This is a genomic window from Azospirillum sp. B2RO_4, assembly GCF_051124815.1.
Lineage (GTDB): Bacteria > Pseudomonadota > Alphaproteobacteria > Azospirillales > Azospirillaceae > Azospirillum.
Map to the genome: position 1 here is coordinate 455,349 of NZ_CP118486.1, position 25,841 is coordinate 481,189.

The window sequence follows — 25,841 nt, forward strand, 5'->3', positions numbered from 1 at the left end:
CGCTTGATCCGGCACGCACGAAAAAGCCGCCCTCCCACAGGGGAGGGCGGCTTTTGTTGCATCGGATCTCACTATGGACTTCTCTCGGCCGTCATTCCCGCGAAGGCGGGAATCCAGTCCGTTCAAGGGCTTGGACGCGAAGTCTCCTGGATCTCCGCCTTCGCGGGGATGACGGCCGACGATAACCCAGCATAATTCACGAACCGCTCAGTGCTGCATCTCGCCCAGCTTCTTGCGGCCGTCTCCGGTCTTGTCCAGGATGATGCTGTCGTCGGGCTTGCCTTCGACTTCCAGGATGCCGATCAGGCCCTTGGTGGCGCGGCTCAGCGCATGGTCGACCAGGGCGTATTTGCCGGGATACTCGACCTTGAATTCCACCATGGTGGCGCCGCCGGGGGCGACGGTGACGGTCTGGATGCCCTTCGACGGCTCGCTTTCCAGGCCGCCCAGATTATAGACCTTGTCGAAGATCTCGCCGATGACGTGGAAGGAGGAGGTCAGGTTCGGACCGCCGACGCCGAAGAACAGGCGAACCGTCTCGCCGACCTTGGCCTTCAGCGGCTTGTCCTTGGTCAACGCACCGACGGTGCCGTTGAACACCATGTAGGTCGGCCGCTCGTTGACGAGGCCGTCATAGTCGTCCTCGGCATTCGCCAGGTTCTTGGCCTTGGTGGCGTAGACTTCCTGCTGCATCACGTAGAATTCGTGATCGACCGGCGGCAGCCCGGCCTCCGGCTCCACCACGATCAGGCCGTACATGCCCTTGGAGATGTGGTGGGCGACCATCGGCGTCGCACAGTGATAAACGAAGACGCCGGGGACCAGCGCCTTGAAGCTGAAGGCCTTGGTCTGGCCCGGCTCCACCTGGGTGATCTGGCCGCCGCCGAGGAAGCCGGTCGCGGCGTGGAAATCGACGGAGTGGTTCATCGTCGATTCCGGCGCGTTGGAGATCGAAACATCCACCGTATCGCCGACCCGCACCCGCACCATCGGACCGGGAACCGTGTTGTTGAAGGTCCAGTAGGTGTAGGTGGTGCCGTCGTCGAGCTTCGACTCGACCTCGGTGGTCGTCAGCTGCAGCTTGTGCGTCTTCGGCGCCCGCTTGCCGGCCTTTTCCGGGGCTGGGACGGCGGCCGGATCCTGGACGACGCTGACCGTGGGCTGCTTGACCTTCGGATCGGCATAGAGCGTGTCGGCCGCCGAAGCGGCGCCGATACCGGACAGGATCATCAGTGCAGCGGCGCTGACGGTGACGAGGGAGAGCTTGGTCTTCATGGCGTCATCTCGGCTGGATGTTTCTTGTGAGGGAATATTCAGCCCACCTCCGACGCCTTCGCTTGACCGCCGTCAAGCGTAGGACTTGAACGCTATTTTGTCGCAGCCCCTCCTTTATTTCCTTACAAACTGTATTGATTTTTAGGATTCAGGATTTCGGCCGGAATGCAACGCAGATTTGCGGATCGGTTTCGATCCGGCCGGCGCCGATCAGGTCGAGGCAATAGGGGATCGCGGGAAACACCGCCATCAGGCAATCATGGATGGCCGACGGCTTGCCCGGCAGGTTGACGATCAGGCTGCGGCCCCGGATTCCGGCGGTCTGGCGCGACAGGATGGCGGTCGGAACCACCCGCAGGCTGACCGAGCGCATCAGTTCGCCGAAACCCGGCATCATCTTGTCGCAGACCCGCTCCGTCGCCTCCGGCGTCACGTCGCGCGGGGCCGGGCCGGTGCCGCCGGTGGTCACCACCAGATCGCAGCCGGCGACGTCGCACAGCTCGGTCAGCGTGGCGGCGATCAGGTCCAGCTCGTCCGGGATGACCCGCGCCTCCGCCACCCAGGGGGAGGCGACGATGCGCGCCAGCTCCTCCCGGATCGCCGGGCCGCCCTTGTCTTCGTAGACGCCGCGGCTGGCGCGGTCGGAGATGGTGACGATTCCGATTTTTACGGGTCCGATCTTCACCGGTTCGCTCATGGTCGATGGTCCTTTTTCGATCAGGCGGCGCAGGCGACCTGCCGATAGAGCGCCGGCAACGCCTTGGTCAGGTGGGAAACCTGCGGGAATATGGCATAGGCGCCGCGCCCGAACAGATAGGGGATGTAGTCGCGCGCCTGCGCATCGACGGTGATGGCGAAGACCGCCAGCCCGTCGCGCCGCGCCTCGCGGATCGCCTGCCGGGTGTCCTCGATGCCGTAGCGGCCTTCGTAATGGTCCACGTCGTTTGGCTTGCCGTCGGTCAGCAGCACCAGCAGCCGGTGACGGTTCGGCCGGTCGGCAAGCTGGGCGGTGACATGGCGGATCGCCGCGCCCATGCGGGTGTAATAGCCCGGCTTCAGCGCGCCGATGCGGCGGGTGACGGTGGCGCCCAGCGGTTCCTCGAAGCCCTTGAGCGTCTGCACCCGCACCCAGTCGCGCCGGCGCGAGGTGAAGGAATAGAGCGCGTGGTCGTCGCCGCAGGCGGTCAGGCCATGGGTCAGCGCCAGCAGCGCCTCCTTCTCCACATCCAGGACGCGGCGGCCCTCGATCCAGCCGTCGGTGGACAGCGAGCCGTCGACCAGCACCGCCACCGCCAGATCACGGGCGGCGCTGCGCACCTGCTGATGCACGCGGTCGCTGCCGCAGCCGCCGGCCTGGAAATCGGCCCGGCTGCGCACCAGGGCTGCCAGATCCAGTTCGTCGCCATCGGCCTGCCCGGTGAACAGCATGCGGCGCGGGCGCAGCGCCTCGAACTGGCGGCGGACCTGCCGGATGCGGCGCTGGGCGGCGGCGTCGGGCTGCCAGAACTCACCCTCGGCCGGTGCCGTCTCGGCGATCACCCGGCAATGGTTGGGGAGATGGGCCTGCCGGCCATGGTCCCATTCCGGATAGCTGAGCGTCGCCACCAGCGGCGTGTCGTCCACCACCGCCGCACCGAGGTCGAGGTCGAGCTTCAGCGTCGTCGCTGCCTTGCGCTGGTGCGCGCCGACCGCGATCTCGTCGAGGTCGTCGGCGGCCTTGCGGGCATTCTCCGCGTCGTCGTCATCAACCGCGCGCGGGATGTTCAGCGCCTCGGCGAGGCTCAGCATCTTTTCGAAGCGGTTGAGGATCAGCGGATCGGTGCGCTGGATCTGGTCGGTCTGCCGGCGGGTCGCGGCGCGGCGGCGCTGGTCGCCCTCGGCCGCCTGCCCGCCCTCGCCGGGACTGTCCACTGCAGCGGCGGCATCGCGCCCGGCGCACGGTGCGACGAGGCCCCACAGCGGCACCGGCAGCATGCGGGCATAGCCATAGGGGGCGGTGAAGTCCGACAGCGGGATGGTGGGTGCCAGCATGCGCGCGCCTTCGCTGCTGACGGCACCGGCGCCGAGCAGCGCCAGGACGGCACGCTCGACATCCGCTTCCACCGGCGGCAGGCGGCGGGCCGGCCGGGTGGCGGCGACGGCGCGGGCCAGTTCCTCGTGCATGCCGGACAGGCCGGGCCAGCGCGTCAGCACCCGCACCGTGGTGGCCGCCGCGCCGCGCAACGCCTGCAGGTCGGCCTGCAGCGGGTCGGCGGGAGCCGGATGGGCCTCGGCATGGGCGAAGAAGGCGGCGAGCCATTCATAGAGCCGCTCGTTCAGCGCCGGATCGGGGAACAGGTCGATGGCCGTCGGCAGTTGCAGCACATTGCCGTCCAGCGCCGCCCGCTCCACCCGCTCCTCCCCCAGCCCGATGCGGCCGAGCAGCGACAGCCGGTGCCCCGACACCGCTGCGGTCCCGGCGGCCAGCCGCACCCCGCGGTCGCCGCCCAACGCCCGGAAGAACACCGCCAGCCGCGGACGCATGGTCTCCAGTGTCACGGCGGCGTCCGGATGGTGCGGATAGCTCGACCGTCCGCCGATCAGGCGGTGCCACAGACGGCCGACGGTCTCTTCCGGTTCGAAGAACTCCAGCATGACGCACGCGCTCCCAAATACTGGCCCAAATCCACAGCCCCTGTCGGCCGTCATTCCCGCGAAGGCGGGAATCCACGCTTTGCAGTCGGACGAGCGCTGCGGAAACGCCTGGATCCCCGCCTTCGCGGGGATGACGGCCGCAAAGGTGGAGTTCCGGTTCCGCAATCTGCGCTGTCGTCCGCCCTACCCCAGCGTCACTTCGGCGACGCGCAGCAGGGCGGCGCGGATGTCCGGGTCGTCGGTCAGCGGTTCGATCAGGGCGGCGCGGATGGCGCGTTCGGGCTTCATGCCGGAGCGGATCAGCGTGGCGCAGTAGATCAGCAGGCGGGTCGACACGCCCTCCTCCAGATCCTGGCCCTTCAGCGCGCGCAGTGCGTTGGCGAGGCGCACCAGCGGGGCGACGCGGTTTTCGGCCAAGCCGCTTTCGGTGGCGACGATGGGGATTTCGCGCTCGGGCGCCGGGAAATCGAATTCGACGGCGAGGAAGCGCTGGCGGGTGCTGGGCTTCAGCGCTTTCAGCACATTCTGGTAGCCGGGGTTGTAGGACATCACCAGCATGAAGCCCGCGGGCGCTTCCAGCGTCTCGCCGGTGCGGTCGAGCGGCAGGATGCGGCGGTCGTCGGTCAGCGGGTGCAGCACGACGGTGACGTCCTTGCGCGCCTCCACCACCTCGTCGAGATAGCAGATCGCGCCCTCGCGCACGGCGCGGGTCAGCGGCCCGTCGGCCCAGACGGTGTCGCCGCCCTTCAGCAGATAGCGGCCGGTCAGGTCGGCGGCGGTCAGGTCGTCGTGGCAGGACACGGTGTAGAGCGGCCGGCCCAGCTTGGCCGCCATATGGGCGACGAAGCGGGTCTTGCCGCAGCCGGTCGGCCCCTTCAGCAGAAGCGGCAGACGGTGGTTGTAGGCATGCTCGAACAGCGCGCACTCGTCGCCCGTCGGCTGATAGTAGGGCAGATCGGCGCTGTCGGCGGCTTCAGGCACGACGGTAAGCGGGGCGGCGCTGCGGATCATGGGAAAGACTCCTGGAAAACGGACGGCCCCCGCCGCGGATGCGGACGGGGGCCGGAGGTTCGAGGCTTACTCGGCCGCCTGGAGGCCGCCGGCGACGGCAACCGGACGGTCTTCACGGGCCGGGCCGAAGATGGCGTAGAGGTAGACCAGCACGCCGATCCCGACGGCGACGCCGCCGCCCAGACGCAGCCAGTAGAACATCGCGATCTGCTCCTGCACCTCCATGTAACCCAGCCCCATCACGCGCTGCAGGTGGGTCTGCACGATGCCGGCGGCGGTCAGGGCGAAGGTCATGAAGGCCATGCCGCCGCTCATCAGCCAGAAGCTCCAGATGTTGAGGGTCTGATTGTAAGGCGCCCGACCGCGCAGGTAGGGCATGGCGTAGGTGATGATGGCGAGGTTGATCATCGCATAGGCGCCGTAGAAGGCGAGGTGGCCGTGCGCCGCGGTCACCTGGGTGCCGTGGGTGTAGTAGTTGATCGGGGCCAGCGTGTGCAGGAAACCCCACAGCCCGGCGCCGAAGAAGGCGAAGACCGCGCAGCCCAGCGACCACAGCATCGCCGCCTTGTTCGGATGACGGCGGCCGCTCTTCCACACCATCATGAAGGCGAAGACGACCATCGTGAAGAAGGGGGCGACTTCCAGCGTGGAGAACAGCGAGCCGATCCACTGCCAGTAACCGGGCGTGCCGATCCAGTAATAATGGTGGCCGGTGCCGAGGATGCCGCTGAACAGGGCCAGACCGACCATGGCATAGAGCCACTTCTCGACCACTTCACGGTCGACGCCGGTCATCTTGATCATCAGGAAGGCGAGGATGGAGGCCAGGACCAATTCCCACACGCCCTCGACCCACAGATGGACGACGTACCACCAGTACATCTTGTCCAGCGACAGGTTGGCCGGGTTGTAGAAGGAGAACAGGAAGAAGATGGCGATCCCCCACATGCCCACCAGCAGGATGTTGGTGATGACCGTGCGGCGGCCCTTCAGCACCGTCAGCGTGACGTTGTAGAGGAACATCAGCGCGACGACGACGATGGCGGCCTTGATCCACATCGGCTGTTCCAGGAACTCGCGCCCCTCATGGATGCGGAAGACATAGCCGACGACGGCGGCAAGCGCGCCGAAGACGAACAGGCCGAGTTGGATCAGCGCCAGCTTCGGGCTGTGCAGCTCCGTCTCCGCCTCTTCCGGGATCAGGTAATAGGCGGCGCCGAAGAAGCCGATCAGCAGCCAGACGATCAGCGCGTTGGTGTGGATCATCCGGATGATGTTGAAGGGCAGCAGCTCCGACATCGTGTTGGGCAGCACATAGACGGTGCCGGCCAGGAGCCCCACCAGGATCTGCACACCGAACAGTCCCATGGCCGCCGCAAAGTAATAGAGGGCGACTTTTTGCGATTCGTACTTCATGACGGAAATCTCCTCAGCCCGACAGCTTGGGCGGCCAGTTCTGGGTGTTGATGCGGCTGGTCCATTCCAGGAAGGCGGCGAGATCCTCGACCTCCTTTTCCGTGAGGTTGAACTGCGGCATCTGGCGCCGGCCCTCGATCCCGGAGGGCTGGGCCGCCATCCAGGCCTTCAGCGCCATCACGGCGCCCTCGGGATCCTTGTCGCCGCCATAGCGCAGCCAGACATTGCCCAGCTCGGGGGCGAAATAGGCGCCCTCGCCCAGCAGCGTGTGGCAGTTGATGCAGGAGTTCCTCTCCCACACATGCTTGCCGCGGGCGACCGCCTCGGTCAGCCCCTTCTTGTCGGTGCTGGTGTTGACGATGTAATTGTGGCTGAGCGCTGTCATCGTGACGAAGGTCGCGAAGAAGAACAGCGATCCGCCGTAGAAGATGTTTCGCGCGGCCGCCTTGGTAAAGCGTTCGGTCATCGCTCGGGATCCCTGGAAATCTCGATCTGTCGGTCGAGTGGGGGTCGGTTCGGAAGGCGTTGGGTGCGCGATGCCGGGGGTTCTGAAGCCGGGTGTCGCAGCGTCCTACCGCCACGGGTCGGACGAATAATTGACCGTGGCGGAAGGTCATTCCTTGACCGCGGTCAAGCCGACCGGCGGAGCACGGGATTATCGTTCGCACACGTGATGACAAGGTTTGGACACGGGACTTGGATATGGCCGACATCGAGATGACGGGCCTGGAATTGACGGAGCCCGAAGAACGGGCGGGCGGCCTCGCCGCCCTGCCCGGCAACCTGATGATGTGGATCCTGATCTTCAGCGAACTCGCGGTGTTCGGGGCCGCCTTCATCGGCTTCGCCGTCGCCCGCGTGCTGGATCCGGCGATCTTCGCCGCGGGACAGGCCCATTTGAACGGCACGGCGGGGGCGCTGAACACCATGGTGCTGGTGACCAGCGGCTATCTGGCCGCCCGCGGCGTCGCCGCCGGCCGGCGCGGAGCGGTGGCGCAGGCACGCCGGGCGATGGTGATGGCGGCGGCGGTCGGATCGGTGTTCCTGGCGGTGAAGGCGATGGAATATTCGGCGACGCTGGGCGCCGGCCTGACCATCGACACCGATAGCTTCTTCACCCTCTATTTCCTGCTGACCGGCTTCCACGCCCTGCATGTGGTGCTGGGAATCGTGATCCTGCTGCTGGTCAGCCGCTCCGGACGCGACACGCTGGTGGAGAATTTGGAGACCGGAGCGGCCTTCTGGCACATGGTGGATCTGGTCTGGGTGATCCTCTATCCGCTCGTCTATCTGATCCGCTGAGGAGACCGGCCATGACGCATTTCAAGAAGATCGACCGGCTGACGCTGTCCTGGCTGGTGCTGATGGGATTGACCGCCGTCACCCTGCTGTTCGCCCGCCATGGCGACGCGGGCGGCAGCGTCGGCATCGCCGGGGCGGCGCTGCTGCTGGTGCTGGCGGTGGCGAAGGGACGGGAAATCCTTCTGCATTACCTGGAATTGGATCAGGCCGGACCGGGCTGGCGGCTGGCGATGACCGGCTGGCTGGTGCTGCTGTGCGGCGTCATCCTGCTGATCACCGCCGCGGGCGCGCTGGGCTGGATCGGCCCCCGCTGAAAAGACCGAAGGACATCACCATGACCGAAGCCAAGATCGGCCTGATCCTGACCAGCGTCGCCGTTACCGTGGTGGCGGTGGCGCTCTACCGCCAGCGCGCGCTGGGACGCAACGGGCTGGTGACGGTGACCGCCGCCACCGCCGCCGTCTTCGCCGCGATGTTCTTCACCCAGTGATCCCGCTCACGCCGTCAGCAGAGTCTCCACCAGTTCGGAGTCCGGGTCGGCCAGATCCTCGATGACGTCGAAATGGTGGCGCCCCTCGGCCAGCCGCAACGAGGTTGCGGCACCCAGCCCAAGCCAGATGTTGGCGAGCAGTTCCGACTGGCGGACGAACTCCGGCCGCTCATCGGCCCCCACCCAGCAGGTGATGCCGGTGCCCGGCCGGGGACGCAGCAGGGCCGGGCTTTCCGCCGCTGCCTCCGCCTCGTCCAGCCTCAGCGTGGCGTTCATGCGGGTGTTCAGCAGCGGGCGCAGGTCATGTAGGCCGCTGATCGAGACGACATGCTCCACCCGTGCCCGCACCGCTTCCGACAGTGGAGCGTCGGCGCAGGCAAGCCGGCTGACCAGATGGCCGCCGGCGGAATGGCCGGTCAGGCGCAGCGGCCCGGCCTCCGCCTTCGCAATGGCGTCCACCGCCCGCGCCATCTGCCGGGTGATGCCGGCGATGTGGTTTTCCGGGCAGAGCGTGTAGCTCGGCATGGCAACCGCCCAGCCGCGCGCGAGCGGCCCGGCGGCCAGATGCGACCAGCGCCCCTTGTCGAAGGCCATCCAATAGCCGCCATGGACGAAGACGACTGTCCCCTTGGCGGCTCCCTCCGGCCTGAACAGGTCGTAGCGCTCCCGCTCCCCCTCGCCATAGGGCAGGTCGAGGCCCGCCCGGCCGGCACCGGCAAGCTCCGCCCGGAAGGCGGCGGCCTGCTCCGCCCAGCGGGCGGGATAGGTGTCGCCGCCGGGGATGTAGGCGCTGTTGCTGTAGGCGTCGTCCCAATCCGCGATCTTGCTCAATCGCGTCAAAGCACCGTCCTCACCCGCCAGAGTTCCGGGAAAAGCTCCACCGCCAGCATGTTGCGCAGGTAGGACACGCCGCCGGTGCCACCGGTGCCGCGCTTGAAACCGATCACCCGCTCCACCGTCGTGACATGGTTGAAGCGCCAGCGGCGGAAGTAATCCTCGAAATCCACCAGCTTCTCGGCCAGTTCATAGAGCGGCCAGTGTTCCTCGGGCGACTGGTAGATGACCCGCCACGCCTCGGTCACGCCGTCATGGGGCTGGTGGGTCTGCGACACGTCGCGCTCCAGCACCTCCGCCGGGACGGGAATGCCGTTGCGGGCGAGCAGGCGCAGCGCTTCGTCATACAGGCTGGGGCGGGACAGTTCCTGTTCCAGCATGGCATGGATTTCCGGACGATGGGCGTGGGGCCGCAGCATCGCCGGATTGCGGTTGCCCAGCAGGAATTCGATCTCCCGGTACTGGTAGGATTGGAAGCCGGAGGACTGGCCCAGATCGTCGCGGAAACGGGTGTATTCGCTGGGCGTCATCGTGCGCAGCACGTCCCAGGCGGAGTTCAGCTGTTCGAAGATGCGGGCGACGCGGGCCAGCATCTTGAAGGCGGGCGACAACCGGTCCTCGCGGATCGCCTCGCGGGCGGCGCGGATCTCGTAGACGGCCAGCCGCATCCACAGCTCCGACGTCTGGTGCTGGATGATGAACAGCATCTCGTCATGGGCGGTGGAGCGCGGAACCTGCGCCCCCAGGATGCGGTCCAGCTGCAGATAATCGCCGTAGGACATCCGCCCGTCGAAGGCCATCTGCGCGCCCTCGGCCGCAGGATCATAGGGCTTCTTCATTTCCGGCCCACTCATGTCACAATCGCCTTCCTGTGGTATTCGGGCCGGTCCCACAGCCCGCCGTCCATGATCTCTTTCAGCACGGCGACGGCGGCGCGCACCTCCGCCTCGCCGATGTAGAGCGGGGTGAAGCCGAAGCGCAGCACGTCCGGCGCCCGGAAGTCGCCGATCACGCCACGGTCGATCAGCGCCTGCATGACGGCGTAGCCCTGTGGATGGCGGAACGACACCTGACTGCCGCGCCGGTCGCCATCGCGCGGCGAGGCCAGTTCCAGCATCGGGCATTGCGCCTCGACCAGTTCGATGAACAGGTCGCACAGCGCGACGGAGGCGCGGCGGATGTCGGCCATGTCGACATCGTCCCAGACGTCCAGAGCGGCGTCGAGCGCGGCCAGCGCGATCACCGGCGGGGTGCCGACGCGCATGCGCTCCACCCCGGCACCGGGACGGTAGGAGGGGTCGAAGGCGAAGGGCGCCTCGTGACCCATCCAGCCGGACAAGGCCGGCAGCGCGGTCTCCGCATGTTGCGGCGCGACATAGATGAAGGCCGGGGCGCCCGGCCCGCCATTCAGATACTTGTAGGTGCAGCCGACGGCGAAATCCGCACCGGCACCGGCCAGATCGACCGGCAGCGCGCCGGCGGAATGGGCGAGGTCCCACACCGTCACCACCCCCGCCGCATGGGCCCTGGCGGTCAGCGCCGCCATGTCGTGCAGGCGCCCGGTCCGGTAATCGACCTGGGTCAACATCAGCACGGCGACATCCTCACCGATGGCGGCCTCGACCTCCTCCGGCGTCACGACCTTCAGGACATGGCCGCGGCCCAGCGTTTCGATCAGCCCCTCCGCCATATAGAGGTCGGTGGGGAAGTTGCCGCTGTCGGACAGGATGACGCGGCGGTCGGGTCGCATCGCCAGCGCGGCGGCCAGCGCCTGATAGACCTTGATCGACAGGGTATCGCCGACCACGACGCTGCCCGCCGGCGCTCCGATCAGCCGGGCGATCCGGTCTCCGACCTTGCCCGGCTGCACCATCCAGCCGGCGCTGTTCCAGCCGCGGATCAGCTGGCCGCCCCATTCATCGGCCAAGGTGCGGGCCACCCGCTCCTCCACCCCGATGGGCAGCGGCCCCAGCGAGTTGCCGTCGAGATAGATCACCCCGTCCGGCAGGCGGAAACGGGCGCGGGTCTTGTGAAAATCGGTCATCGATCTGACTGCTCCTTCCCGGTGAAGGATGCCCGGCAATCGCTGGCTTTGCAAATCGTTGCGATGCTCAAGCGTATCAGACGAAATGAATTCACCATTGTCCCGAAGGCCGCGAAAGTGGAGGATCGCACCGGCCGGACTTCACGACCGCCATCACCGCCGTTACCACCACCAAGGACCGGACGAACCGCCATGTTCAACGCGCTTTCCCGCCAGCCCGACGACGCCCTGCTCGCCCTGATCGGCCTCTACAAGCAGGACCCGCGGCCGGGCAAGGTCGATCTCGGCGTCGGGGTCTACCGTGACGAGGAGGGGCGCACCCCGGTCTTCCGCGCGGTCAAGGCGGCGGAACGGCTGCTGCTCGACGGGCAGGACAGCAAGTCCTATCTGGGGCTGGAAGGCGACGCCGGCTATCTGGAACGGCTGTGGTCGCTGGTCGGCGGCGAGGCCGGAACGAAGGTCACCGCCGCCGGCGTGCAGACCCCCGGCGGGTCGGGCGCGCTGCGTCTGGCCGCCGACCTCGTCCTGCGCGGCGGGTCGAAGCGCGTGCTGGTCGGCCAGCCGACCTGGCCCAACCATGTCGGCATCTTCGCCTCCGCCGGGCTGGAGGTGGTGAGCCATCCCTTCTTCGACACCGCCGGCCAGACCGTGCTGTTCGACCGCATGGTCGCGGCGTTCGAGGCGGCGCAGCCCGGCGACGTCGCCCTGCTGCACGGCAGCTGCCACAACCCGACCGGCGCGCCGCTGTCGCTCGACCAGTGGAAGACCATCGCGGCGGTGCTGGAGAAACGCGGCGTGCTGCCGCTGGTCGACATCGCCTATCAGGGCTTCGGCCGCGGGCTGGACGAGGATGCGGAGGGGCTGCGCCACCTGATCGGCGCGGTTCCGGAAACGCTGGTCGCCGTTTCGTCGTCCAAGTCCTTCGGCCTCTACCGCGAGCGCACCGGCGCCATCTTCGCCGTCGCCGCGGCGCCGGCCGCCGCCGAGCTTGCCAAGTCCAACCTGATGGCGCTGGCCCGCACCAGCTATTCGATGCCGCCCGACCATGGCGCCGCCGTGGTCCGCACCATCCTGAGCGACGATGCCCTGACCGCCGACTGGAAGTCGGAATTGGACGGCATGCGCGCCCGCATCACCGGCATCCGCCGCAAGCTGGCCGCCGGGCTGGCCGGCGCCTTCCCCGCCCTGACGGCGGTGGCGGAGCAGGAGGGCATGTTCTCCCTGCTGCCGCTGACCGAGGCGGAGGTGCTGCGCCTGCGCGCCGACCACGCCATCTACATGCCGACCTCCGGCCGCATCAACATCGCCGGCCTGAAGACGGCCGAGGTGGACGATGTGGTGGCGAAGTTCGTCGCTCTTCGCTGAGGGGAACAACGACCATGGCCGCGACCCTACAGGCCCCGCCCGCCGCGGTGGAGCGCCACCAGCTGTATGAAGACGCGCTCGCCATGCTGATGGGCACGCTGTTCATCGCGCTGGGCATGCTGATCTATTCCAAGACGATGCTGCTGACCGGCAGCACCGCCGGTCTGGCGCTGCTGCTGAGCTACGTCACCAAGGTTCAGTTCGGCATCATCTTCTTCGCGATCAACCTGCCCTTCTACTGGCTGGCCTGGAAACGGCTGGGCTGGCAGTTCACGGCGCGCACCTTCATCGCCGTGGCGCTGGTCACGTTGTTCTCGCGACTGACCGACCAGTGGGTGGGCTTCACCCATCTGGACCCGGTCTATGCCACGGTGGTGGGCAGCGGGCTGTGCGGCACTGGCCTTTTGATGCTGTTCCGCCACCGCACCGGCCTGGGCGGCGTCAACATCCTGGCGATCTACCTGCAGGAGCGCTACGGCATCCGCGCCGGCTATTTCCAGCTCGGCGTCGACCTCGCCATCCTGGGCGGCGCCTTTTTCGTGCTGGCGCCGGACCGGCTGCTGCTGTCGATCCTGGGGGCCGTCATCGTCAACATCACGCTGGCGATCAACCACAAGCCGGGGCGTTATCTCGGCATCAGTTGAGATGTGAAGGCTGCGGGCGCCGGACGTTCACCGCCCACCCTCTTTTCGGCCGTCATCCCCGCGAAGGCGGGGATCCATGCCTCCGGGGCAAGCACTTGCTACGGCTGGATTCCCGCCTTCGCGGGAATGACGGCTGAAAAAGTAATATCCCGTAACTGTCCCCCCTCACCGCCCGCAGCAGGCCTTGTGCTTGCGCCCCGAGCCGCAGGGGCAGGGGTCGTTGCGGCCGACCTTGACCACGCGGCGCGGCGGGTCCTTCGGGTTCAGGATGCTGTCGACATAGAGCCAGCGTCCGTCGATCCGGCGAAAGCGCGACCGTTCGTGCACCGGCCACTCCTCCCCGTCGCGGCGGAAGGTCAGGAAGAAATCGACCACGCCGTCGTCGCCGCTCTCCTCCGCCTTCATGACGGTCAGCGGACCCCATTCGCATTCCTGCGCCACCCGTTCGGCGTCGGCCCGGCTGAAGGCGGCACGGGTTTCTGGGGCGCAGCTGCGCTCGATATGGTCGATGTCGTGGCGGACGAAGGCGGTGTAGCGCGACCGCATCAACGCTTCGGCCGAAGGGGCGGGCTGCCCGGCCAGGATCGGGCCGCAGCAGTGGTCGAAGTCAAGTCCCGAACCGCAGGGGCAGGCGGACATCACGATAGAGTTCCTTCCATAAGCATCGGGCCAAGAGCATCAAGCCGGGGCCGGCGGCACGGTGCCTGCCGAAACTTAACGCCGTCTCAACATTTCCCGCCGGATTCTGTGACCCGGGCCGGCGATATTGACGCTTGGCATGGGCATCGTCTAGATCGGCGAGCCCTGCGAAAAGGGTATGGCGCAAACGGGGTGCGGCGATGAGCGCGCGGATCGGCAGCAAGGTGATCGGCAGCACGATGACGGCGACGGGCGAGCGGCGGCGGCTCAGCCTGCTTTTCAGGTCCCTGTCCGGCCGCCATGCCGATGTGGCGACGATGCGGCTGCCTACCCCCCGTGCCGTTCTGCTGCGCCTGGCCGGCGCCGCCCTGTTCCTGGCGCTGGCGGTCGGCGGCATCGCCTTTCTGGTCGAGGTCGAGATCGCCGACGGCCGGGTCGTCGAACTGGCGCGGGAGGAATCGGCGGCCTTCCTGACCGAAGCCCGTTCGTCGCTCGCGGCCGGCGCCGCCGATTCGGATCTGGAGTCGTCGCTACAGCGTTTCATGGCCAGCCGCAACGGGCTGCGCCTGAACCATGGCGACGGCCATTTCATCGTGGCGGAGCTTTACGCTCCGGACCAGCACAAGACTGCCGAATATGTCGCACCCGGCGCGGAATGGGCGGAACAGCGCCTGTCCGCCACGCGGCACGGCTTCCCCACCGACGGCGACGCGATCTACGACCGCTTCACGCTGGACGGCCATATCTTCATCCAGACGATGGAGCCGCTGCTCGATTCCGACGGCCGGCTGCTCGGCTATTTCGAAAGCGTCTTCCAGCTCTCCGCCCGCCGGTCGCACGAGATCCTGCGCGACACCGCCACGGTGGTCGCGGTGTCGTCGCTGTCGGTGCTGGGGACGGCGCTGGTCCTGCTGCCGATCTTCGGCGCCTACAACCGCGGCATCCTGCGGCTGTCGCGCGGCCTGCTCGACGCCAACATCGGGATGCTGACGGCGCTGGGCAGCGCCATCGCCAAGCGCGACAGTGACACCAACGCCCACAATTACCGGGTGACGGTGCTGGCCATCCGGCTGGCCGAAGCGCTGGGGCTGGAGGAAGCGGCGATCCGGCAGCTGGTGAAGGGCGCCTTCCTGCACGATGTCGGCAAGATCGCCATTCCCGACAGCATCCTGCTGAAGCCCGGCAAGCTGGATGCCGAGGAATTCGCGGTGATGAAGACCCATGTCGTCCATGGGCTGGACATCGTCGGCTCGTCCGACTGGCTGGCCGATGCGGCCGACGTGGTCGGCGGCCATCACGAGAAGTTCGACGGATCGGGCTATCCGCAAGGTCTGAAGGGCGAGGCGATTCCGATTTCCGCCCGCATCTTCGCCGTCGCCGACGTTTTCGACGCCCTCACCTCCCGCCGCCCCTACAAGGAGCCGATGTCCTACGCCGCCACCATGGACATCCTCGCCGACGGGGCCGGCAAGCATTTCGACCCGGTGGTGCTCGCCCGCTTCACCGCCATCGCCGGCGGCCTGCATGAACGGCTGACCGCGATGGGCGACGACGGGGTGCGGGACGAGCTGCGCGGGCTGGTCATGCGCTATTTCAAGTTGGCCTGAACGGTCAGGGCGCCAGACCGCGCAGGAACAGGTCCACCGCCTTGTCGACGAAGGCGTGCCGCTCCTCCTCCGCCGGTAGGGGGCAGAGGCCGAGCACCAGCTGGCAATAGGCGCCGCCCTGCATGGTGGCCAGGAACTGCCGGGCGACGAAGGCGGGGTCGTCGGTGGCGATCACCCCGCGTTCGGCCAGCCGGGTGAACAGCGCGACGAAATTGGCGATGCCCTGCTCCGGTCCCGCCTGGAAATAGAGCTGGGCGGCGACCGGCATCCGCGTCGCCTCCCCCACCACCGCCTGATGGACGCGGATCGCCGCATCCGACCACAGCAGGTCGGTGAAGCGGCGGCCGACCTGAATCAGGACCTCGCGCAACGGCAGTCCGTCGAACATCTCCGGCGCAAAGCGCAGCCCGCGCCGTTCGCATTCGGCGGAGATCACGGCGGTGTAAAGCTCCTCCTTCGAGGGAAAGCGGGTGTAGAGGGTGGTTTTGGACACCCGCGCCTGCTGCGCCACCTGATCCATCGATGTGGCGGCATAGCCAAGCTCCAGAAACACCTCCCGCGCGGCGGCGACGATCTGTTCCGCCTTCGCATCATGGGACACGGGCGGAAGGGACGCTTTTTGCTCCGATGACTGCACTGAACTGTACCGTTCACTCTTGACGTGGGATTGGTGCCGGAGTAGGACGGTAGCAGTACGATACAGTCCAGTCCAGTGGGGAGACGTGGTATGGCCCGATTCCGCGAAAGGCGGCTTCTGTCCGCCGTCATGGCGACAACGGCGCTGCTGACGGTGGCGGGCCTGCTCGCCGGCTGCAACGAGACACAGTCCGCCTCCACCCCCGCGGAAGCAGAGGTGCGGCCGGTCCGCGTCGCCACCGTGGCGCTGGAACCGCTGGTCGACAGCGTGCGCTACCCGGCGGTGATCCGCCCGCGGGTGGAGGCCGATGTCGGCTTCCGCGTCGGCGGCAAGGTGACCGCCCGGCTGGTGGAGGTCGGGACCCGCATCGAACCCGGCATGCCGCTCGCCCGCCTCGACCCGACCGACCTGCAACTGCAGATTCGCGCCGCCCAGGCGCAGTTGGCCTCCGCCCAAGCCGATGCGGCCAACGCGCGCAGCGATTTCCAGCGCTACGCCAGCCTGCGTCAGGGCGAATGGACGACGCGCCAGGAATACGACCGCCGCAAAACAACGCTGGACAAGGCCGACTCCAAGGTGCGGGAGCAGGAGGCGCAACTGCGTGTCCTCAACAACTCCGCCCAATATGCCACGCTGGTGGCGGACGAGGCCGGCATCGTCACCGCAACGCTGATCGAGCCGGGACAGGTGGTGGCCGCCGGCCAGACAGCGCTCCGCGTCGCCCGACTGGGCGCGCTGGAAGCGGTGGCGAACATCCCCGAACAGAGCGTCGCCGCCCTGCCCCGCCAGAAGCTGTCGGTCGAGCTGTGGTCGCACCCGGATCAGAGCATCGCCGGCACCCTGCGTGAGGTCTCGCCCAGCGCCGACGCCGCGACCCGCACCTTCCAGGCGAAGATCGCGCTGACCGATCCGCCGCCGACGGTCCAGCTCGGCATGACCGCCACCGTGACCGCAGCCGCCGACCATGGCGCCCCGGTCGCCCGCCTGCCACTGAGCGCACTGACCCAGCGCGAGCAGACGCCGGCGGTCTGGGTGCTGTCGGCGCCGGATGATCGGCTGGAGCTTCGCCCGGTCACCGTCGCGGCCTATGCCGGCGACCTCGCCCTGATCGGCGGCGGGCTGAAGGACGGCGAGCGCGTCGTCACCGCCGGTGTGCACAAGCTCGACGCCGGCCAGAAGGTCCGCGTCTGGACGGAGCCGGCACGATGAACCACTCCCGCCTCAACCTGTCGGCCTGGGCACTGGCCCACCGCACGCTGGTGCTGTTCATGATGCTCGCCAGCGTGCTGGCCGGCGCGCTGGCCTACAAGACTCTGGGTCGGGCGGAGGATCCGTCCTTCACCTTCAAGGTGATGGTGGTCCGCACCCAATGGCCGGGCGCCACCGCCCGCGAGGTCGAGCAGTTTGTCACCGACCGCATCGAGAAGAAGCTGGAGGAGGTGCCCTATTACGACGTCGCCCGCAGCTATTCCAAGCCCGGCGAGTCGGTGGTCTTCGTCCAGTTGAAGGACTACACCCCGCCGAAGATGGTGCCGGACCTGTGGTATCAGGTGCGAAAGAAGATCGGCGACATCCGCTATACCCTGCCCGACGGCGTCGTCGGTCCCTTCTTCAACGACGAGTTCGGCGACGTCTATTCCGCCATCTACGCCTTCATGGGTGACGATTTCACCCCGGCCCAGCTGAAGAAGGTGGCTGAACAGGCACGCGCGCGTCTGTTGAAATTGCCCGGCGTCGAGAAGATCGACCTGATCGCCCCGCAGGAGGAGCGCGTCTATGTCGAGATCTCCAGCCAGCGGCTCGCCAGCTTCGGCCTGCCGGTGGAATCGGTGATCCAGGCGCTTCAGCGCGAGAACGCCATCGCCGCGTCGGGCGACGTCGACACCGGATCGCAGCGGGTCTATGTCCGGCTGGACCTGGGCCTCGACACCGCCGCCGCCGTGCGCGCCATCCCGGTGGAGAGCGGCGGCCGGCTGCTGACCATCGGCGACGTGGCGGAGGTCAAGCGCGGCTATGTCGAGCCGCGGCGCTACACCCTGCGCTACAACGGCCGCGATGCCATCGGCATCGGCGTGGTGATGGCGAAGGGCGGCAACGTCCTGAAGCTGGGTGAGCAGCTCGACGCGGCGATGGAGAAGGTCCGGGCCGAACTGCCGGTCGGGCTGGAGGTGGCGCAGGTCGCCGACCAGCCGAAGGTGGTCGAGCATTCGGTCGGCGAGTTCACGGAATCGCTGGCCGAGGCGCTGGGCATCGTCATCCTGGTCAGCCTCGTCAGCCTGGGCTGGCGCACCGGCATCGTCGTGGCCCTGGCGGTGCCGCTGGTGCTGGCGATGACTCTGGTTGCAATGCAGATCCTGCACATCGACCTGCAGCGCATCTCGCTGGGCGCCCTCATCATCGCGCTCGGCCTGCTGGTGGACGACGCCATCATCGCGGTGGAGATGATGGTGGTGAAGATGGAACAGGGATGGGACCGGCTGAAGGCCGGCGCCTTCGCCTACACCTCCACCGCCTTCCCGATGCTGAGCGGCACCATCGTCACCGCCGCCGGCTTCGTCCCGGTCGGCTTCGCGGCTTCGGCGGCCGGCGAATACACCAACTCGATCTTCTGGGTGGTGGCACTGTCGCTGCTGCTGTCCTGGGTGGTGGCGGTGATCTTCACCCCCTATCTCGGCTGGCTGCTGCTGCCCAAGCCCAAGCATGTGGTGCCGGACGGGCACGAGCTGGACATCTACGACACCCGCGCCTACCGCATCCTGCGCGGCATGATCGAAGCCTGCGTGCGGGCGCGCTGGGTCACCATCGGCGTGACCGTGGCCGCCTTCGTCACCGCCCTGGTCGGCTTCGGCCATGTCCAGCAACAGTTCTTCCCGTCGGCCAGCCGGCCGGAGCTGCTGATCGACGTCCGTCTCGCCGAAGGTTCCTCCTTCGAAGCCACCGCCGCCGAGGTGAAGCGGATGGAAGCGGTTCTGGCCAAGGACCCGGATGTCGATTACTGGGTCGCCTACACCGGCGGCGGCTCGCCGCGCTTCTACCTGCCGCTCGACCAGCAGCTGGAGACCGCCAACTTCGCCCAGTTCATGGTGATGACCAAGGGGCTGGAGCAGCGCGAGCATTTCATGCAGCGGCTGGAGCCGACGCTGGAATCCGACTTCCCCGCCGCCCGCGTCCGCATCAGCCGGCTGGAGAACGGCCCGCCGGTCGGCTATCCGGTGCAGTTCCGCGTCACCGGCGAGGATCCGGCGACCATCCGCAAGATCGCCTATCAGGTGCGCGACACCATGCGCGCCCACGCCAACACCGCCAACGTCCATCTGGACTGGGACGAGCTGTCGAAGCGCGTCCGGCTGGAGGTGGACACCGCCAAGGCCCGCGCGCTGGGCGTGTCGAAGCAGGATCTGTCCAACGCCCTGCAACTGCTGCTGAACGGCATGTCCGTCACCCAGTACCGCGAGGGCACGGAGCTGATCGGCGTCCTGCTGCGCACCACGCCGGAGGAGCGGATGGACCTGTCGCGCCTGGGCGAGCTGAACATCCGCACCAGCCGCGGCACCACCGTTCCGCTGAGTCAGGTCGCCAGCGTCCGCTACGAGCTGGAGGAGCCGGTGCTGTGGCGCCGGGCGCGCGAGACGACGATGACGGTCAAGGGCGACGTCACCGGCGGCCTGCAGGCCCCGGTGGTCAGCACCCAACTGAACGCGCAGTTGAACGCGCTGCGCGCCACCCTGCCCGACGGCTATGCCATCACCATGGGCGGCGCCATCGAGGAGAGCGCCAAGGGCCAGGATTCGATCAATGCCATGATGCCGGTGATGCTGCTGATCATGGTCACCACGCTGATGCTGCAGTTGCAGAGCTTCTCACGCGTGTTCATGGTCCTGCTGACGGCGCCGCTGGGACTGATCGGGGTCACCGCCTCGCTTCTGCTGTTCAACCTGCCCTTCGGCTTCGTCGCCATGCTGGGCGTCATCGCGCTGGCCGGCATCATCATGCGCAACTCAGTCATCCTGGTCGACCAGATCGAGCAGGATATCCGCAGCGGCCGGTCCCGCTGGGACAGCATCGTCGAGGCGACGGTCCGCCGCTCCCGCCCCATCGCGCTGACCGCCGCCGCGGCGATCCTCGCCATGATCCCGCTGACCCAGAGCGTCTTCTGGGGACCGATGGCGGTCGCCATCATGGGCGGTTTGGCGGGCGCCACCGTGCTGACGATCTTCTTCCTGCCGGCGCTCTATGCGGCATGGTTCCGCGTGCCCCGGCCGGAGACGGAGGAGGTCGAGGACGGCGGTATGAATGGGGCGTTGCCCAGGCCGGCGTTGGGGGATTGATAACCAACTCTTTCACTCAAGCTTGACCACGGTCAAGGGATGTCTCCACGACCCATGCCAGGGTAGAGACACAATCGATCTCCCGATTGCATCATCACTGCTGATGATCCTCTTTCGTACTGTGCCTTTGCGCCCGGCGGCATCTGCCCCGGGCGCTTTTTTTTGCCGGAACCACGTCAGCCGGTCCGCCGTCCCGCCACGGCCAGCCTCATGCGGCCGACGCTCGGCCCCTCCCGCAGAAGGCGCCGGCCGCCGACCTCGATCCGGCGATAGGCCGGGCCGGCCAGCAGCAGGCAGGTCGTCACCATCGCCACCAGCAGCGCCATCGACCAGCCACCCGGCAGCGCCTTGCGGTCGTGGATGCCGAGGCCCAGCCACAGCAGTCGGGTGGTGGCATATTCGACGAAGCCGTGGATCAGGTAGAGCGAATAGGACACGTCGCCCAGCCACACCAGCGGCCGGACGTTCAAGGCAGCCGCGGCCCGGCCCCGGTTGGCGACCGCCGCCAGGATCAGCAGGGCGAACAGCGGCACCGCCAGCAGGTCGGGCCCGCCGGTGTGCAGAAGCAGCAGGATCGCCAGACCGACGCCGGCCATCGTCAGGTCGCTGGACAGCAGCGGCGCGGCAAGCCCGCTGCGGAAGGCGCTGTAGAGCAGCGTGCCGAGCAGGAATTCCGGCAGGCAGCGCAGCAGGGTCTGCGGCCCGTCCCACTGGTTCAGATTGTCCTGCGTCGCCCAGGCCAGCAGGCAAAGCGTCGCCAGCGCACCGGCCGCCATCAGGGCCTGCGTCCGTCCACCGGCCCGCCAGACCAGGGGAAGCGCGAAGGGGAAGACCAGATAGGCCATGAATTCCAGGCTGATCGACCAGGCCGGATAATTCCAACTCAGCACACTGGCATAGAGGCCCTGGAGCATGAACAGGTTGGCGACCAAGGCCCAGACGGATTCCGCGCCCTTCAGCGGGATCGCCGGGAAGCTGCCGGTGGCGGCGTACTCCACGGTGCGGACGGCCAGCGCCGTCGCGACGAACAGCAGCAGGACCGCCAGATGCAGCGGGTAGAGCCGGGCGACGCGTGCCCTCAGGAAGCTCCAGTATTTGTCGCCGACCGACCGGCTGAAGGTGTCGTGATAGACGTGTGTCAGTACGAAGCCACTGAGCATGAAGAACAGGTCGACGGCCAGATAGCCCTTCTGCACCAGATGCGTGTAGCTGTCCGGGTGCAGGTTGGGGAAATACTGGAAGCTGTAATGGTACAGCACCACCCATAGGGCCGCGATGCCGCGCAGCGGGGTCAGGGAGTGCAGGTGGCGGGGCTGGTTCTGCGTGCTCATGGCGCAGCCATCGGCCGCCCTGCCATGATCCCCGCCCATGGGTTCCCGCCGCCGATATCCTTCGAAACCACGTCGCCCTCCAGCCGTTGCGCAGCGCGCCCGTGCCTTGGCAAGCGGACGGGCGGCCCTGACCCGGGTTAACGGCGGAGGTGGCGATTGGTTTCGTGGAGGGCTGTTACCGAAAAAGGACCATCACAGGAAGAAGACAAGCGTGGTCAGGCCCAGCAGCGGCACAAGGATACCGAAGGACCAGGCCATGTAGCCGAAGAAGCTGGGCATGGCGACCCCGCGTTCCTCGGCAATCGCCTTGACCATGAAGTTGGGGGCGTTGCCGATATAGCTGTTGGCGCCCATGAAGACCGCTCCGGCGGAAATCGCGGTCAGCGTCAGCGACAGGTCGCTCATCAGCACCTTTGCGTCGCCGCCGGCGGTGTTGAAGAAGATCAGGTAGGTCGGGGCATTGTCGAGGAAGCTGGACAGGATGCCGGTCGCCCAGAAATAGGCGGCCGGGTTGGGCTTTCCGCCCTCGTTCACCGCCGAGATGATGGCGCCCAGCGCGCCGTCGGTGCCGGCCTTCAGGATGGCGATGGCCGGGATGATGGTCAGGAAGATGGCGGCGAACAGCTTCGCCACCTCCAGGATCGGACCCCAGCTGAAGCCGTTCAGGCGGCGGCTCTTCTTGCTGGTCAGGGTCAGCGACAGGCCGGTGATGCCCAGCAGCAGCAGGTTCGACACGATGGTCTCCAGCGGCACCGTCACATGGTAGATCGTGACGCCCTCGCCGGGATGCCAGACGCCGCTCAGCAGCACCGCGCCGACGATGGCGACCAGCAGCAGCAGGTTGACGCTGCCCTCGATGCGGATCGGCTCGCGCTCGTGAACGCCCTCGATCAGCGGGTGCTTGCCGGGGTCGCGGGTGTGCAGGACAAGGTCCAGCACGAAATAGATCACCAGCAGCAGGCCCGACAGGAAGGCCATCGGCGCCAGCAGATGGACCGTCGGCCAGAAGAAATCGACCCCCTTCAGGAAACCGAGGAACAGCGGCGGATCGCCCAGCGGGGTCAGCGATCCGCCGACATTCGACACCAGGAAGATGAAGAAGACGATGGTGTGGACCTTGTGGCGCCGGTGTTCGTTCGCGCGCAGCATCGGGCGGATCAGCAGCATCGAGGCGCCGGTGGTGCCCATCAGGCTCGCCAGCACCGTGCCCAGCGCCAGCCCGACGGTGTTGGCCGCCGGTGTTCCCACCAGCGACCCGGTCAGCCGCACGCCACCCGCCACCGTGAACAGCGCGGTCAGCAGCACGATGAAGGGGATGTATTCCAGCAGGACCGTGTGCAGCAGTTCGTAGGTCGCCAGACCGACTCCGAAGGTCGCGGCGAACGGCACCAGGAAGGCCAGCGCCCAGACGGCCGATATCTTGCCGAAGTGATGGTGCCAGACCATCGGCGCCAGCAGCGGGAACAGCGCGATCGACAGCAGGATCCCGGCGAAGGGCACGACCCAGGCGGCACTCAGCAGCCGTCCGTCCAGATGCGGCACGCCGCCATGGGCAACCTCCGCCGCCACCTCCGCCGCCTGGACCCCGTGCGTGCCCAGCAGCACGCCGCCGACGGCGAGCGCCGCGCCGAGGACGGCCGGAAGAAGGAATGAACGGCGTTGGTGCGTGGGTGAATTGATCATCGGTCCGGAAGGTAGGCTGACGAAAGGAACGGGAGTATGCGGATTGACGCAACGTAAGCCAAGCCGGAAGGGACTCAAGGCGGCACGAACTTTCGTAGGCGGGGGCGGGCCCAGCCTAGGGGCAGGCCCGCATCGCCACGGCTTGGTCCTTCACCCCGGTCCAGCCCGACAGCGGCCGGCAGTCCGCTCCCGCGCACAGCCGGTGCTCGCCGGTGAAGCTTGAGGCCGCCAGCGTGACGCTGTCCTGCGGCGGCAGGTCGGGCGTCCACACCATCCAGCCGTCGGCGGTCAGCCGGGCATCGGGACCGGGCTCCATCCCGGCGCCGGTGCCACGGATGCGGGCCTCCGTCGGGCGCAACCGGCCGGCTTCGACCGTCCAGTTCTCCCGCCACTCGGTCTTCTCGATCGAGTGGGTCCAGGACAGGGTGAACTGCGTCCCCGGCAGCGACGCCAGCAGCGCGCCGCCGAGGGCGAACAGGCAAAGACCGGCCATACCGACGCCGAACCCTCAGGCCGTGGCGGCGGCGAAAGTGCCGCGGCGGCGGTGCTGCCACAGCAGGAACAGGCCGGTCATGACGAAGGCGACCTCGTCGGTGACCGGCAAGGCGACCACGAACAGGAAGGCGGTCGCCGCGGCATAGACGCGGGCGATCATCGGCAGGTTGGTCCAGAAGAAGCCGATGGTGGCCGCCCCCCACAGGGCGATGGCGACGCAGGCCTTGAGGAAGATGTAGGCGACCGCCAGCCAGCTTTGGGTCTGCAGCACCAGCGCCGGGTCGTAGACCGCCATGAAGGGCACGACATAGCCGGCCATGGCGATGCGGGTGGCGATGAAGCCGATCTTCATGTGCCCGACCCGCGCGATGGAGGACGCCGCCAGCGCCGCCAGCGCCACCGGCGGGGTCAGGTCGGCCATGATGCCGAAATAGAAGACGAACATGTGGCTGACGATCAGCGGCACACCCATGGTCAGCAGCGCCGGGGCGGCGATGGACGCCGTGATGATGTAGTTGGCGGTGGTCGGCAGCCCGGTGCCCAGCACGATGCAGGTCACCATCGTCAGCACCAGCGCCGCCAGCAGGCTGCCGCCCGACAGGTTGACGATGGTGGTGGCGAAGCTGGAGGCAAGGCCGGTCAGCGTCATCATGCCGATCAGCACGCCGACCAGGGCGCAGGCGACGCCGACGCCGATGGCGTTCTTCGCGCCGTCGGCAATCGCGTTCACCACCAGCACCAGCGTCTCCCGCCCGCCCTTGAACAGCAGGCAGGGAACGATTAGCAGCCCGACGATGGCGAAGGCCAGATGCTCCGTCCGCCACCCCATCCGCCACAGGACGGCGGCGATCAGGCCGAGTGCGACCCAGAAGCCGACGCGCAGCATCGTCGGGCCGATCGCCGAGACCACGGACATCCCCAGGATCAGCGCGGCGGTGGCGGCGATGCCGATCACGCCGGCGAAGAGCGGCGTGAAGCCGGAGAACAGCAGATAGACCAGCGCCGCCAGCGGCAGGATCAGGTACCAGCCTTCCTTCAGGGCCCGGAGCGCGCTCGGGCACTCCTCGCGCGGCAGGCCGACCAGGTTGCGCTTGCCGGCTTCCAGATGGACCATCCAGAAGGCGCTGCCGAAATAAAGGATGGCGGGAATCGCAGCGGCCAGCGCGACGTCGCTGTAGGGCACGCCGATGGTCTCCGCCATGATGAAGGCGGCGGCGCCCATCACCGGCGGCATCAGCTGCCCGCCCATGCTGGCCGTCGCTTCCACCGCGCCGGCGAAGGCGGGGCGGTAGCCGAAGCGCATCATCAGCGGGATGGTGAACTGGCCGGTGGTCAGCACGTTGGCGACGCCCGACCCGTTGATCGTCCCCATGAAGCCGGAGGAGAAGACCGCCACCTTCGCCGGCCCACCCTTGGAATGGCCGACGAGGCCGAGCGAGACGTCGTTGAACAGCTTGATCATCCCGGCCCGCTCCAGGAAGGCGCCGAACAGGATGAACAGGAAGATGTAGGTCGCCGACACGAAGGTCGGCGTGCCGTAGATGCCCTCGGTCGACAGGAACAGCGTGTCGATCACCTGATCGAAGCCATAGCCGCGATGGGCCAGCCCGAAGGGCAGTTCCCGGCCGAACAGGGCATAGGGGATGAACACGCCGCACAGGATCGGCAGGGCCAGCCCCATGATGCGGCGGGCCGCCTCGAACACCAGGGCGACGGCGATGGCGCCGACGACGATGTCGGTGCTGTTGGGATCGCCGGCCCGCAGGATCAGGTCGCCTTCGAACACGTAATGATAAAGGCCGATGGCGAAGCCGGTCAGGCCGAGAAGCCAGTCGTACCAGGGCACCCGTTTGCGCGCGGAGGTCTTCCGCGCGCCGAACAGGGTGAAGGTCATCAGCACCAGGAAACCGACATGGACCGACCGCACCACGGTGGTGGACAGCGGATTGAAGGCGGCGGTCCAGATCTGGAAGATCGAAAAGGCCACGGCGATTGCAAACACCGCCCGCCCGTCGAAGCCTTCGAAGGCCGCGACATGGGCGGGATTCTCCCGGTCGATTGCTTGGCGGGCTTGTGCGTCCGCCTCGTTGTTATGAGTATTCACGT

23 protein-coding genes are annotated in these 25,841 nt (G+C 67.6%); 8 read left to right on the plus strand and 15 right to left on the minus strand.

Features of this window, described 5'->3' with window-relative positions; all coding sequences use genetic code 11:
• Positions 1–207: 207 nt before the first annotated feature.
• The 6 genes from nirK to PWS46_RS16130 form a co-directional block, all read right to left on the minus strand.
• On the minus strand, positions 208–1,275 hold the full coding sequence (gene nirK / locus PWS46_RS16105; protein WP_434620142.1) for a copper-containing nitrite reductase: 1,068 nt from the start codon (positions 1,273–1,275) through the stop codon (positions 208–210).
• A 148-nt stretch (positions 1,276–1,423) separates the two neighbouring features.
• The gene (gene mog / locus PWS46_RS16110; protein WP_434620145.1) at positions 1,424–1,972 is read right to left on the minus strand and encodes a molybdopterin adenylyltransferase; all 549 of its coding nucleotides are present in this window, start codon (positions 1,970–1,972) and stop codon (positions 1,424–1,426) included.
• A gap of 20 nt (positions 1,973–1,992) precedes the next feature.
• Complete coding sequence (locus PWS46_RS16115; RefSeq protein WP_434620148.1) at positions 1,993–3,909, minus strand: nitric oxide reductase activation protein NorD; 1,917 nt, start codon at positions 3,907–3,909, stop codon at positions 1,993–1,995.
• A gap of 183 nt (positions 3,910–4,092) precedes the next feature.
• Positions 4,093–4,920, minus strand: a complete 828-nt coding sequence (locus PWS46_RS16120) for a CbbQ/NirQ/NorQ/GpvN family protein (RefSeq protein WP_434620151.1) — start codon at positions 4,918–4,920, stop codon at positions 4,093–4,095.
• 66 nt (positions 4,921–4,986) lie between these two features.
• Positions 4,987–6,336 carry a cbb3-type cytochrome c oxidase subunit I gene (locus PWS46_RS16125; RefSeq protein WP_434620154.1) on the minus strand — a complete coding sequence of 450 codons (1,350 nt, stop codon included), beginning with the start codon at positions 6,334–6,336 and terminating at the stop codon, positions 4,987–4,989.
• A gap of 13 nt (positions 6,337–6,349) precedes the next feature.
• The gene (locus PWS46_RS16130; protein ID WP_434620157.1) at positions 6,350–6,802 is read right to left on the minus strand and encodes a c-type cytochrome; all 453 of its coding nucleotides are present in this window, start codon (positions 6,800–6,802) and stop codon (positions 6,350–6,352) included.
• Between the two features lie 236 nt (positions 6,803–7,038).
• Between PWS46_RS16130 and PWS46_RS16135 the strand changes: the two genes are divergently transcribed.
• From PWS46_RS16135 to PWS46_RS16145, 3 genes are read left to right on the plus strand one after another with little or no spacing between them, the layout of a single operon-like run.
• The gene (locus PWS46_RS16135; RefSeq protein WP_434620160.1) at positions 7,039–7,638 is read left to right on the plus strand and encodes a cytochrome c oxidase subunit 3; all 600 of its coding nucleotides are present in this window, start codon (positions 7,039–7,041) and stop codon (positions 7,636–7,638) included.
• Positions 7,639–7,649: 11 nt separating this feature from the next.
• Positions 7,650–7,952 carry a cytochrome C oxidase subunit IV family protein gene (locus PWS46_RS16140; protein WP_434620163.1) on the plus strand — a complete coding sequence of 101 codons (303 nt, stop codon included), beginning with the start codon at positions 7,650–7,652 and terminating at the stop codon, positions 7,950–7,952.
• Positions 7,953–7,972: 20 nt separating this feature from the next.
• Positions 7,973–8,128 carry a hypothetical protein gene (locus tag PWS46_RS16145; protein WP_434620166.1) on the plus strand — a complete coding sequence of 52 codons (156 nt, stop codon included), beginning with the start codon at positions 7,973–7,975 and terminating at the stop codon, positions 8,126–8,128.
• A 6-nt stretch (positions 8,129–8,134) separates the two neighbouring features.
• On the opposite strand, the gene PWS46_RS16150 is transcribed toward PWS46_RS16145, so the two are convergent.
• Genes PWS46_RS16150 through kynU form a run of 3 tightly spaced genes read right to left on the minus strand, consistent with a single transcriptional unit; the run spans position 8,135 to position 11,006 of the window.
• A complete protein-coding gene (locus PWS46_RS16150) occupies positions 8,135–8,968 on the minus strand; it encodes an alpha/beta hydrolase (RefSeq protein ID WP_434620168.1) in 834 nt (277 codons plus the stop codon).
• Entirely contained in the window at positions 8,965–9,816 is an 852-nt protein-coding gene (kynA, locus tag PWS46_RS16155; RefSeq protein WP_434620171.1) for a tryptophan 2,3-dioxygenase, read from the minus strand. The genes PWS46_RS16150 and kynA overlap by 4 nt, the downstream gene beginning before the upstream one ends.
• Positions 9,813–11,006, minus strand: a complete 1,194-nt coding sequence (gene kynU / locus PWS46_RS16160) for a kynureninase (RefSeq protein WP_434620174.1) — start codon at positions 11,004–11,006, stop codon at positions 9,813–9,815. The genes kynA and kynU overlap by 4 nt, the downstream gene beginning before the upstream one ends.
• Before the next feature lie 192 nt (positions 11,007–11,198).
• Between kynU and PWS46_RS16165 the strand changes: the two genes are divergently transcribed.
• Both PWS46_RS16165 and PWS46_RS16170 read left to right on the plus strand, forming a co-directional pair.
• Positions 11,199–12,371: an amino acid aminotransferase gene (locus tag PWS46_RS16165; protein ID WP_434620177.1), complete on the plus strand. Its 1,173-nt coding sequence runs from the start codon at positions 11,199–11,201 to the stop codon at positions 12,369–12,371.
• 14 nt (positions 12,372–12,385) lie between these two features.
• Positions 12,386–13,015: a YitT family protein gene (locus PWS46_RS16170; RefSeq protein WP_149201561.1), complete on the plus strand. Its 630-nt coding sequence runs from the start codon at positions 12,386–12,388 to the stop codon at positions 13,013–13,015.
• A 165-nt stretch (positions 13,016–13,180) separates the two neighbouring features.
• Here the strand turns inward: PWS46_RS16170 and PWS46_RS16175 are convergent, their stop codons facing one another.
• Positions 13,181–13,654 (minus strand): YchJ family protein, encoded by a 474-nt coding sequence (locus tag PWS46_RS16175; protein WP_434620181.1) that lies wholly within the window; start codon positions 13,652–13,654, stop codon positions 13,181–13,183.
• Between the two features lie 200 nt (positions 13,655–13,854).
• Between PWS46_RS16175 and PWS46_RS16180 the strand changes: the two genes are divergently transcribed.
• On the plus strand, positions 13,855–15,261 hold the full coding sequence (locus PWS46_RS16180) for an HD-GYP domain-containing protein (RefSeq protein WP_434620184.1): 1,407 nt from the start codon (positions 13,855–13,857) through the stop codon (positions 15,259–15,261).
• Positions 15,262–15,265: 4 nt separating this feature from the next.
• Here PWS46_RS16180 and PWS46_RS16185 read toward each other — a convergent pair whose 3' ends face one another.
• Positions 15,266–15,862, minus strand: coding sequence for a TetR/AcrR family transcriptional regulator (locus PWS46_RS16185; protein ID WP_434620187.1), 597 nt, complete (start codon positions 15,860–15,862; stop codon positions 15,266–15,268).
• A gap of 126 nt (positions 15,863–15,988) precedes the next feature.
• Here PWS46_RS16185 and PWS46_RS16190 point away from each other — a divergent pair, with 126 nt between their 5' ends.
• Positions 15,989–17,107, plus strand: a complete 1,119-nt coding sequence (locus PWS46_RS16190) for an efflux RND transporter periplasmic adaptor subunit (protein WP_434620190.1) — start codon at positions 15,989–15,991, stop codon at positions 17,105–17,107.
• On the plus strand, positions 17,104–20,226 hold the full coding sequence (locus tag PWS46_RS16195) for an efflux RND transporter permease subunit (protein WP_434620193.1): 3,123 nt from the start codon (positions 17,104–17,106) through the stop codon (positions 20,224–20,226). The genes PWS46_RS16190 and PWS46_RS16195 overlap by 4 nt, the downstream gene beginning before the upstream one ends.
• Positions 20,227–20,402: 176 nt before the next feature.
• Here PWS46_RS16195 and PWS46_RS16200 read toward each other — a convergent pair whose 3' ends face one another.
• From PWS46_RS16200 to PWS46_RS16215, 4 genes are all read right to left on the minus strand, one after another.
• The gene (locus PWS46_RS16200) at positions 20,403–21,557 is read right to left on the minus strand and encodes an acyltransferase family protein (RefSeq protein ID WP_434620196.1); all 1,155 of its coding nucleotides are present in this window, start codon (positions 21,555–21,557) and stop codon (positions 20,403–20,405) included.
• 192 nt (positions 21,558–21,749) lie between these two features.
• On the minus strand, positions 21,750–23,240 hold the full coding sequence (locus PWS46_RS16205) for a sodium:proton antiporter (protein ID WP_434620199.1): 1,491 nt from the start codon (positions 23,238–23,240) through the stop codon (positions 21,750–21,752).
• 115 nt (positions 23,241–23,355) lie between these two features.
• Positions 23,356–23,733, minus strand: coding sequence for a DUF1850 domain-containing protein (locus PWS46_RS16210; RefSeq protein WP_434620202.1), 378 nt, complete (start codon positions 23,731–23,733; stop codon positions 23,356–23,358).
• Between the two features lie 15 nt (positions 23,734–23,748).
• Positions 23,749–25,839 (minus strand): TRAP transporter permease, encoded by a 2,091-nt coding sequence (locus PWS46_RS16215; protein WP_434620205.1) that lies wholly within the window; start codon positions 25,837–25,839, stop codon positions 23,749–23,751.
• Positions 25,840–25,841: the final 2 nt, after the last annotated feature.

Excerpts from the sequence above, each read along its gene's own strand:
- nirK (WP_434620142.1), bottom strand. The coding sequence starts at position 1,275 with ATGAAGACCAAGCTCTCCCTCGTCACCGTCAGCGCCGCTGCACTGATG.
- mog (WP_434620145.1), bottom strand. The coding sequence starts at position 1,972 with ATGAGCGAACCGGTGAAGATCGGACCCGTAAAAATCGGAATCGTCACC.
- PWS46_RS16115 (WP_434620148.1), bottom strand. The coding sequence starts at position 3,909 with ATGCTGGAGTTCTTCGAACCGGAAGAGACCGTCGGCCGTCTGTGGCAC.
- PWS46_RS16120 (WP_434620151.1), bottom strand. The coding sequence starts at position 4,920 with ATGATCCGCAGCGCCGCCCCGCTTACCGTCGTGCCTGAAGCCGCCGAC.
- PWS46_RS16125 (WP_434620154.1), bottom strand. The coding sequence starts at position 6,336 with ATGAAGTACGAATCGCAAAAAGTCGCCCTCTATTACTTTGCGGCGGCC.
- PWS46_RS16130 (WP_434620157.1), bottom strand. The coding sequence starts at position 6,802 with ATGACCGAACGCTTTACCAAGGCGGCCGCGCGAAACATCTTCTACGGC.
- PWS46_RS16135 (WP_434620160.1), top strand. The coding sequence starts at position 7,039 with ATGGCCGACATCGAGATGACGGGCCTGGAATTGACGGAGCCCGAAGAA.
- PWS46_RS16140 (WP_434620163.1), top strand. The coding sequence starts at position 7,650 with ATGACGCATTTCAAGAAGATCGACCGGCTGACGCTGTCCTGGCTGGTG.
- PWS46_RS16145 (WP_434620166.1), top strand. The coding sequence starts at position 7,973 with ATGACCGAAGCCAAGATCGGCCTGATCCTGACCAGCGTCGCCGTTACC.
- kynA (WP_434620171.1), bottom strand. The coding sequence starts at position 9,816 with ATGAGTGGGCCGGAAATGAAGAAGCCCTATGATCCTGCGGCCGAGGGC.
- kynU (WP_434620174.1), bottom strand. The coding sequence starts at position 11,006 with ATGACCGATTTTCACAAGACCCGCGCCCGTTTCCGCCTGCCGGACGGG.
- PWS46_RS16165 (WP_434620177.1), top strand. The coding sequence starts at position 11,199 with ATGTTCAACGCGCTTTCCCGCCAGCCCGACGACGCCCTGCTCGCCCTG.
- PWS46_RS16170 (WP_149201561.1), top strand. The coding sequence starts at position 12,386 with ATGGCCGCGACCCTACAGGCCCCGCCCGCCGCGGTGGAGCGCCACCAG.
- PWS46_RS16175 (WP_434620181.1), bottom strand. The coding sequence starts at position 13,654 with ATGTCCGCCTGCCCCTGCGGTTCGGGACTTGACTTCGACCACTGCTGC.
- PWS46_RS16180 (WP_434620184.1), top strand. The coding sequence starts at position 13,855 with ATGAGCGCGCGGATCGGCAGCAAGGTGATCGGCAGCACGATGACGGCG.
- PWS46_RS16190 (WP_434620190.1), top strand. The coding sequence starts at position 15,989 with ATGGCCCGATTCCGCGAAAGGCGGCTTCTGTCCGCCGTCATGGCGACA.
- PWS46_RS16195 (WP_434620193.1), top strand. The coding sequence starts at position 17,104 with ATGAACCACTCCCGCCTCAACCTGTCGGCCTGGGCACTGGCCCACCGC.
- PWS46_RS16200 (WP_434620196.1), bottom strand. The coding sequence starts at position 21,557 with ATGAGCACGCAGAACCAGCCCCGCCACCTGCACTCCCTGACCCCGCTG.
- PWS46_RS16205 (WP_434620199.1), bottom strand. The coding sequence starts at position 23,240 with ATGATCAATTCACCCACGCACCAACGCCGTTCATTCCTTCTTCCGGCC.
- PWS46_RS16210 (WP_434620202.1), bottom strand. The coding sequence starts at position 23,733 with ATGGCCGGTCTTTGCCTGTTCGCCCTCGGCGGCGCGCTGCTGGCGTCG.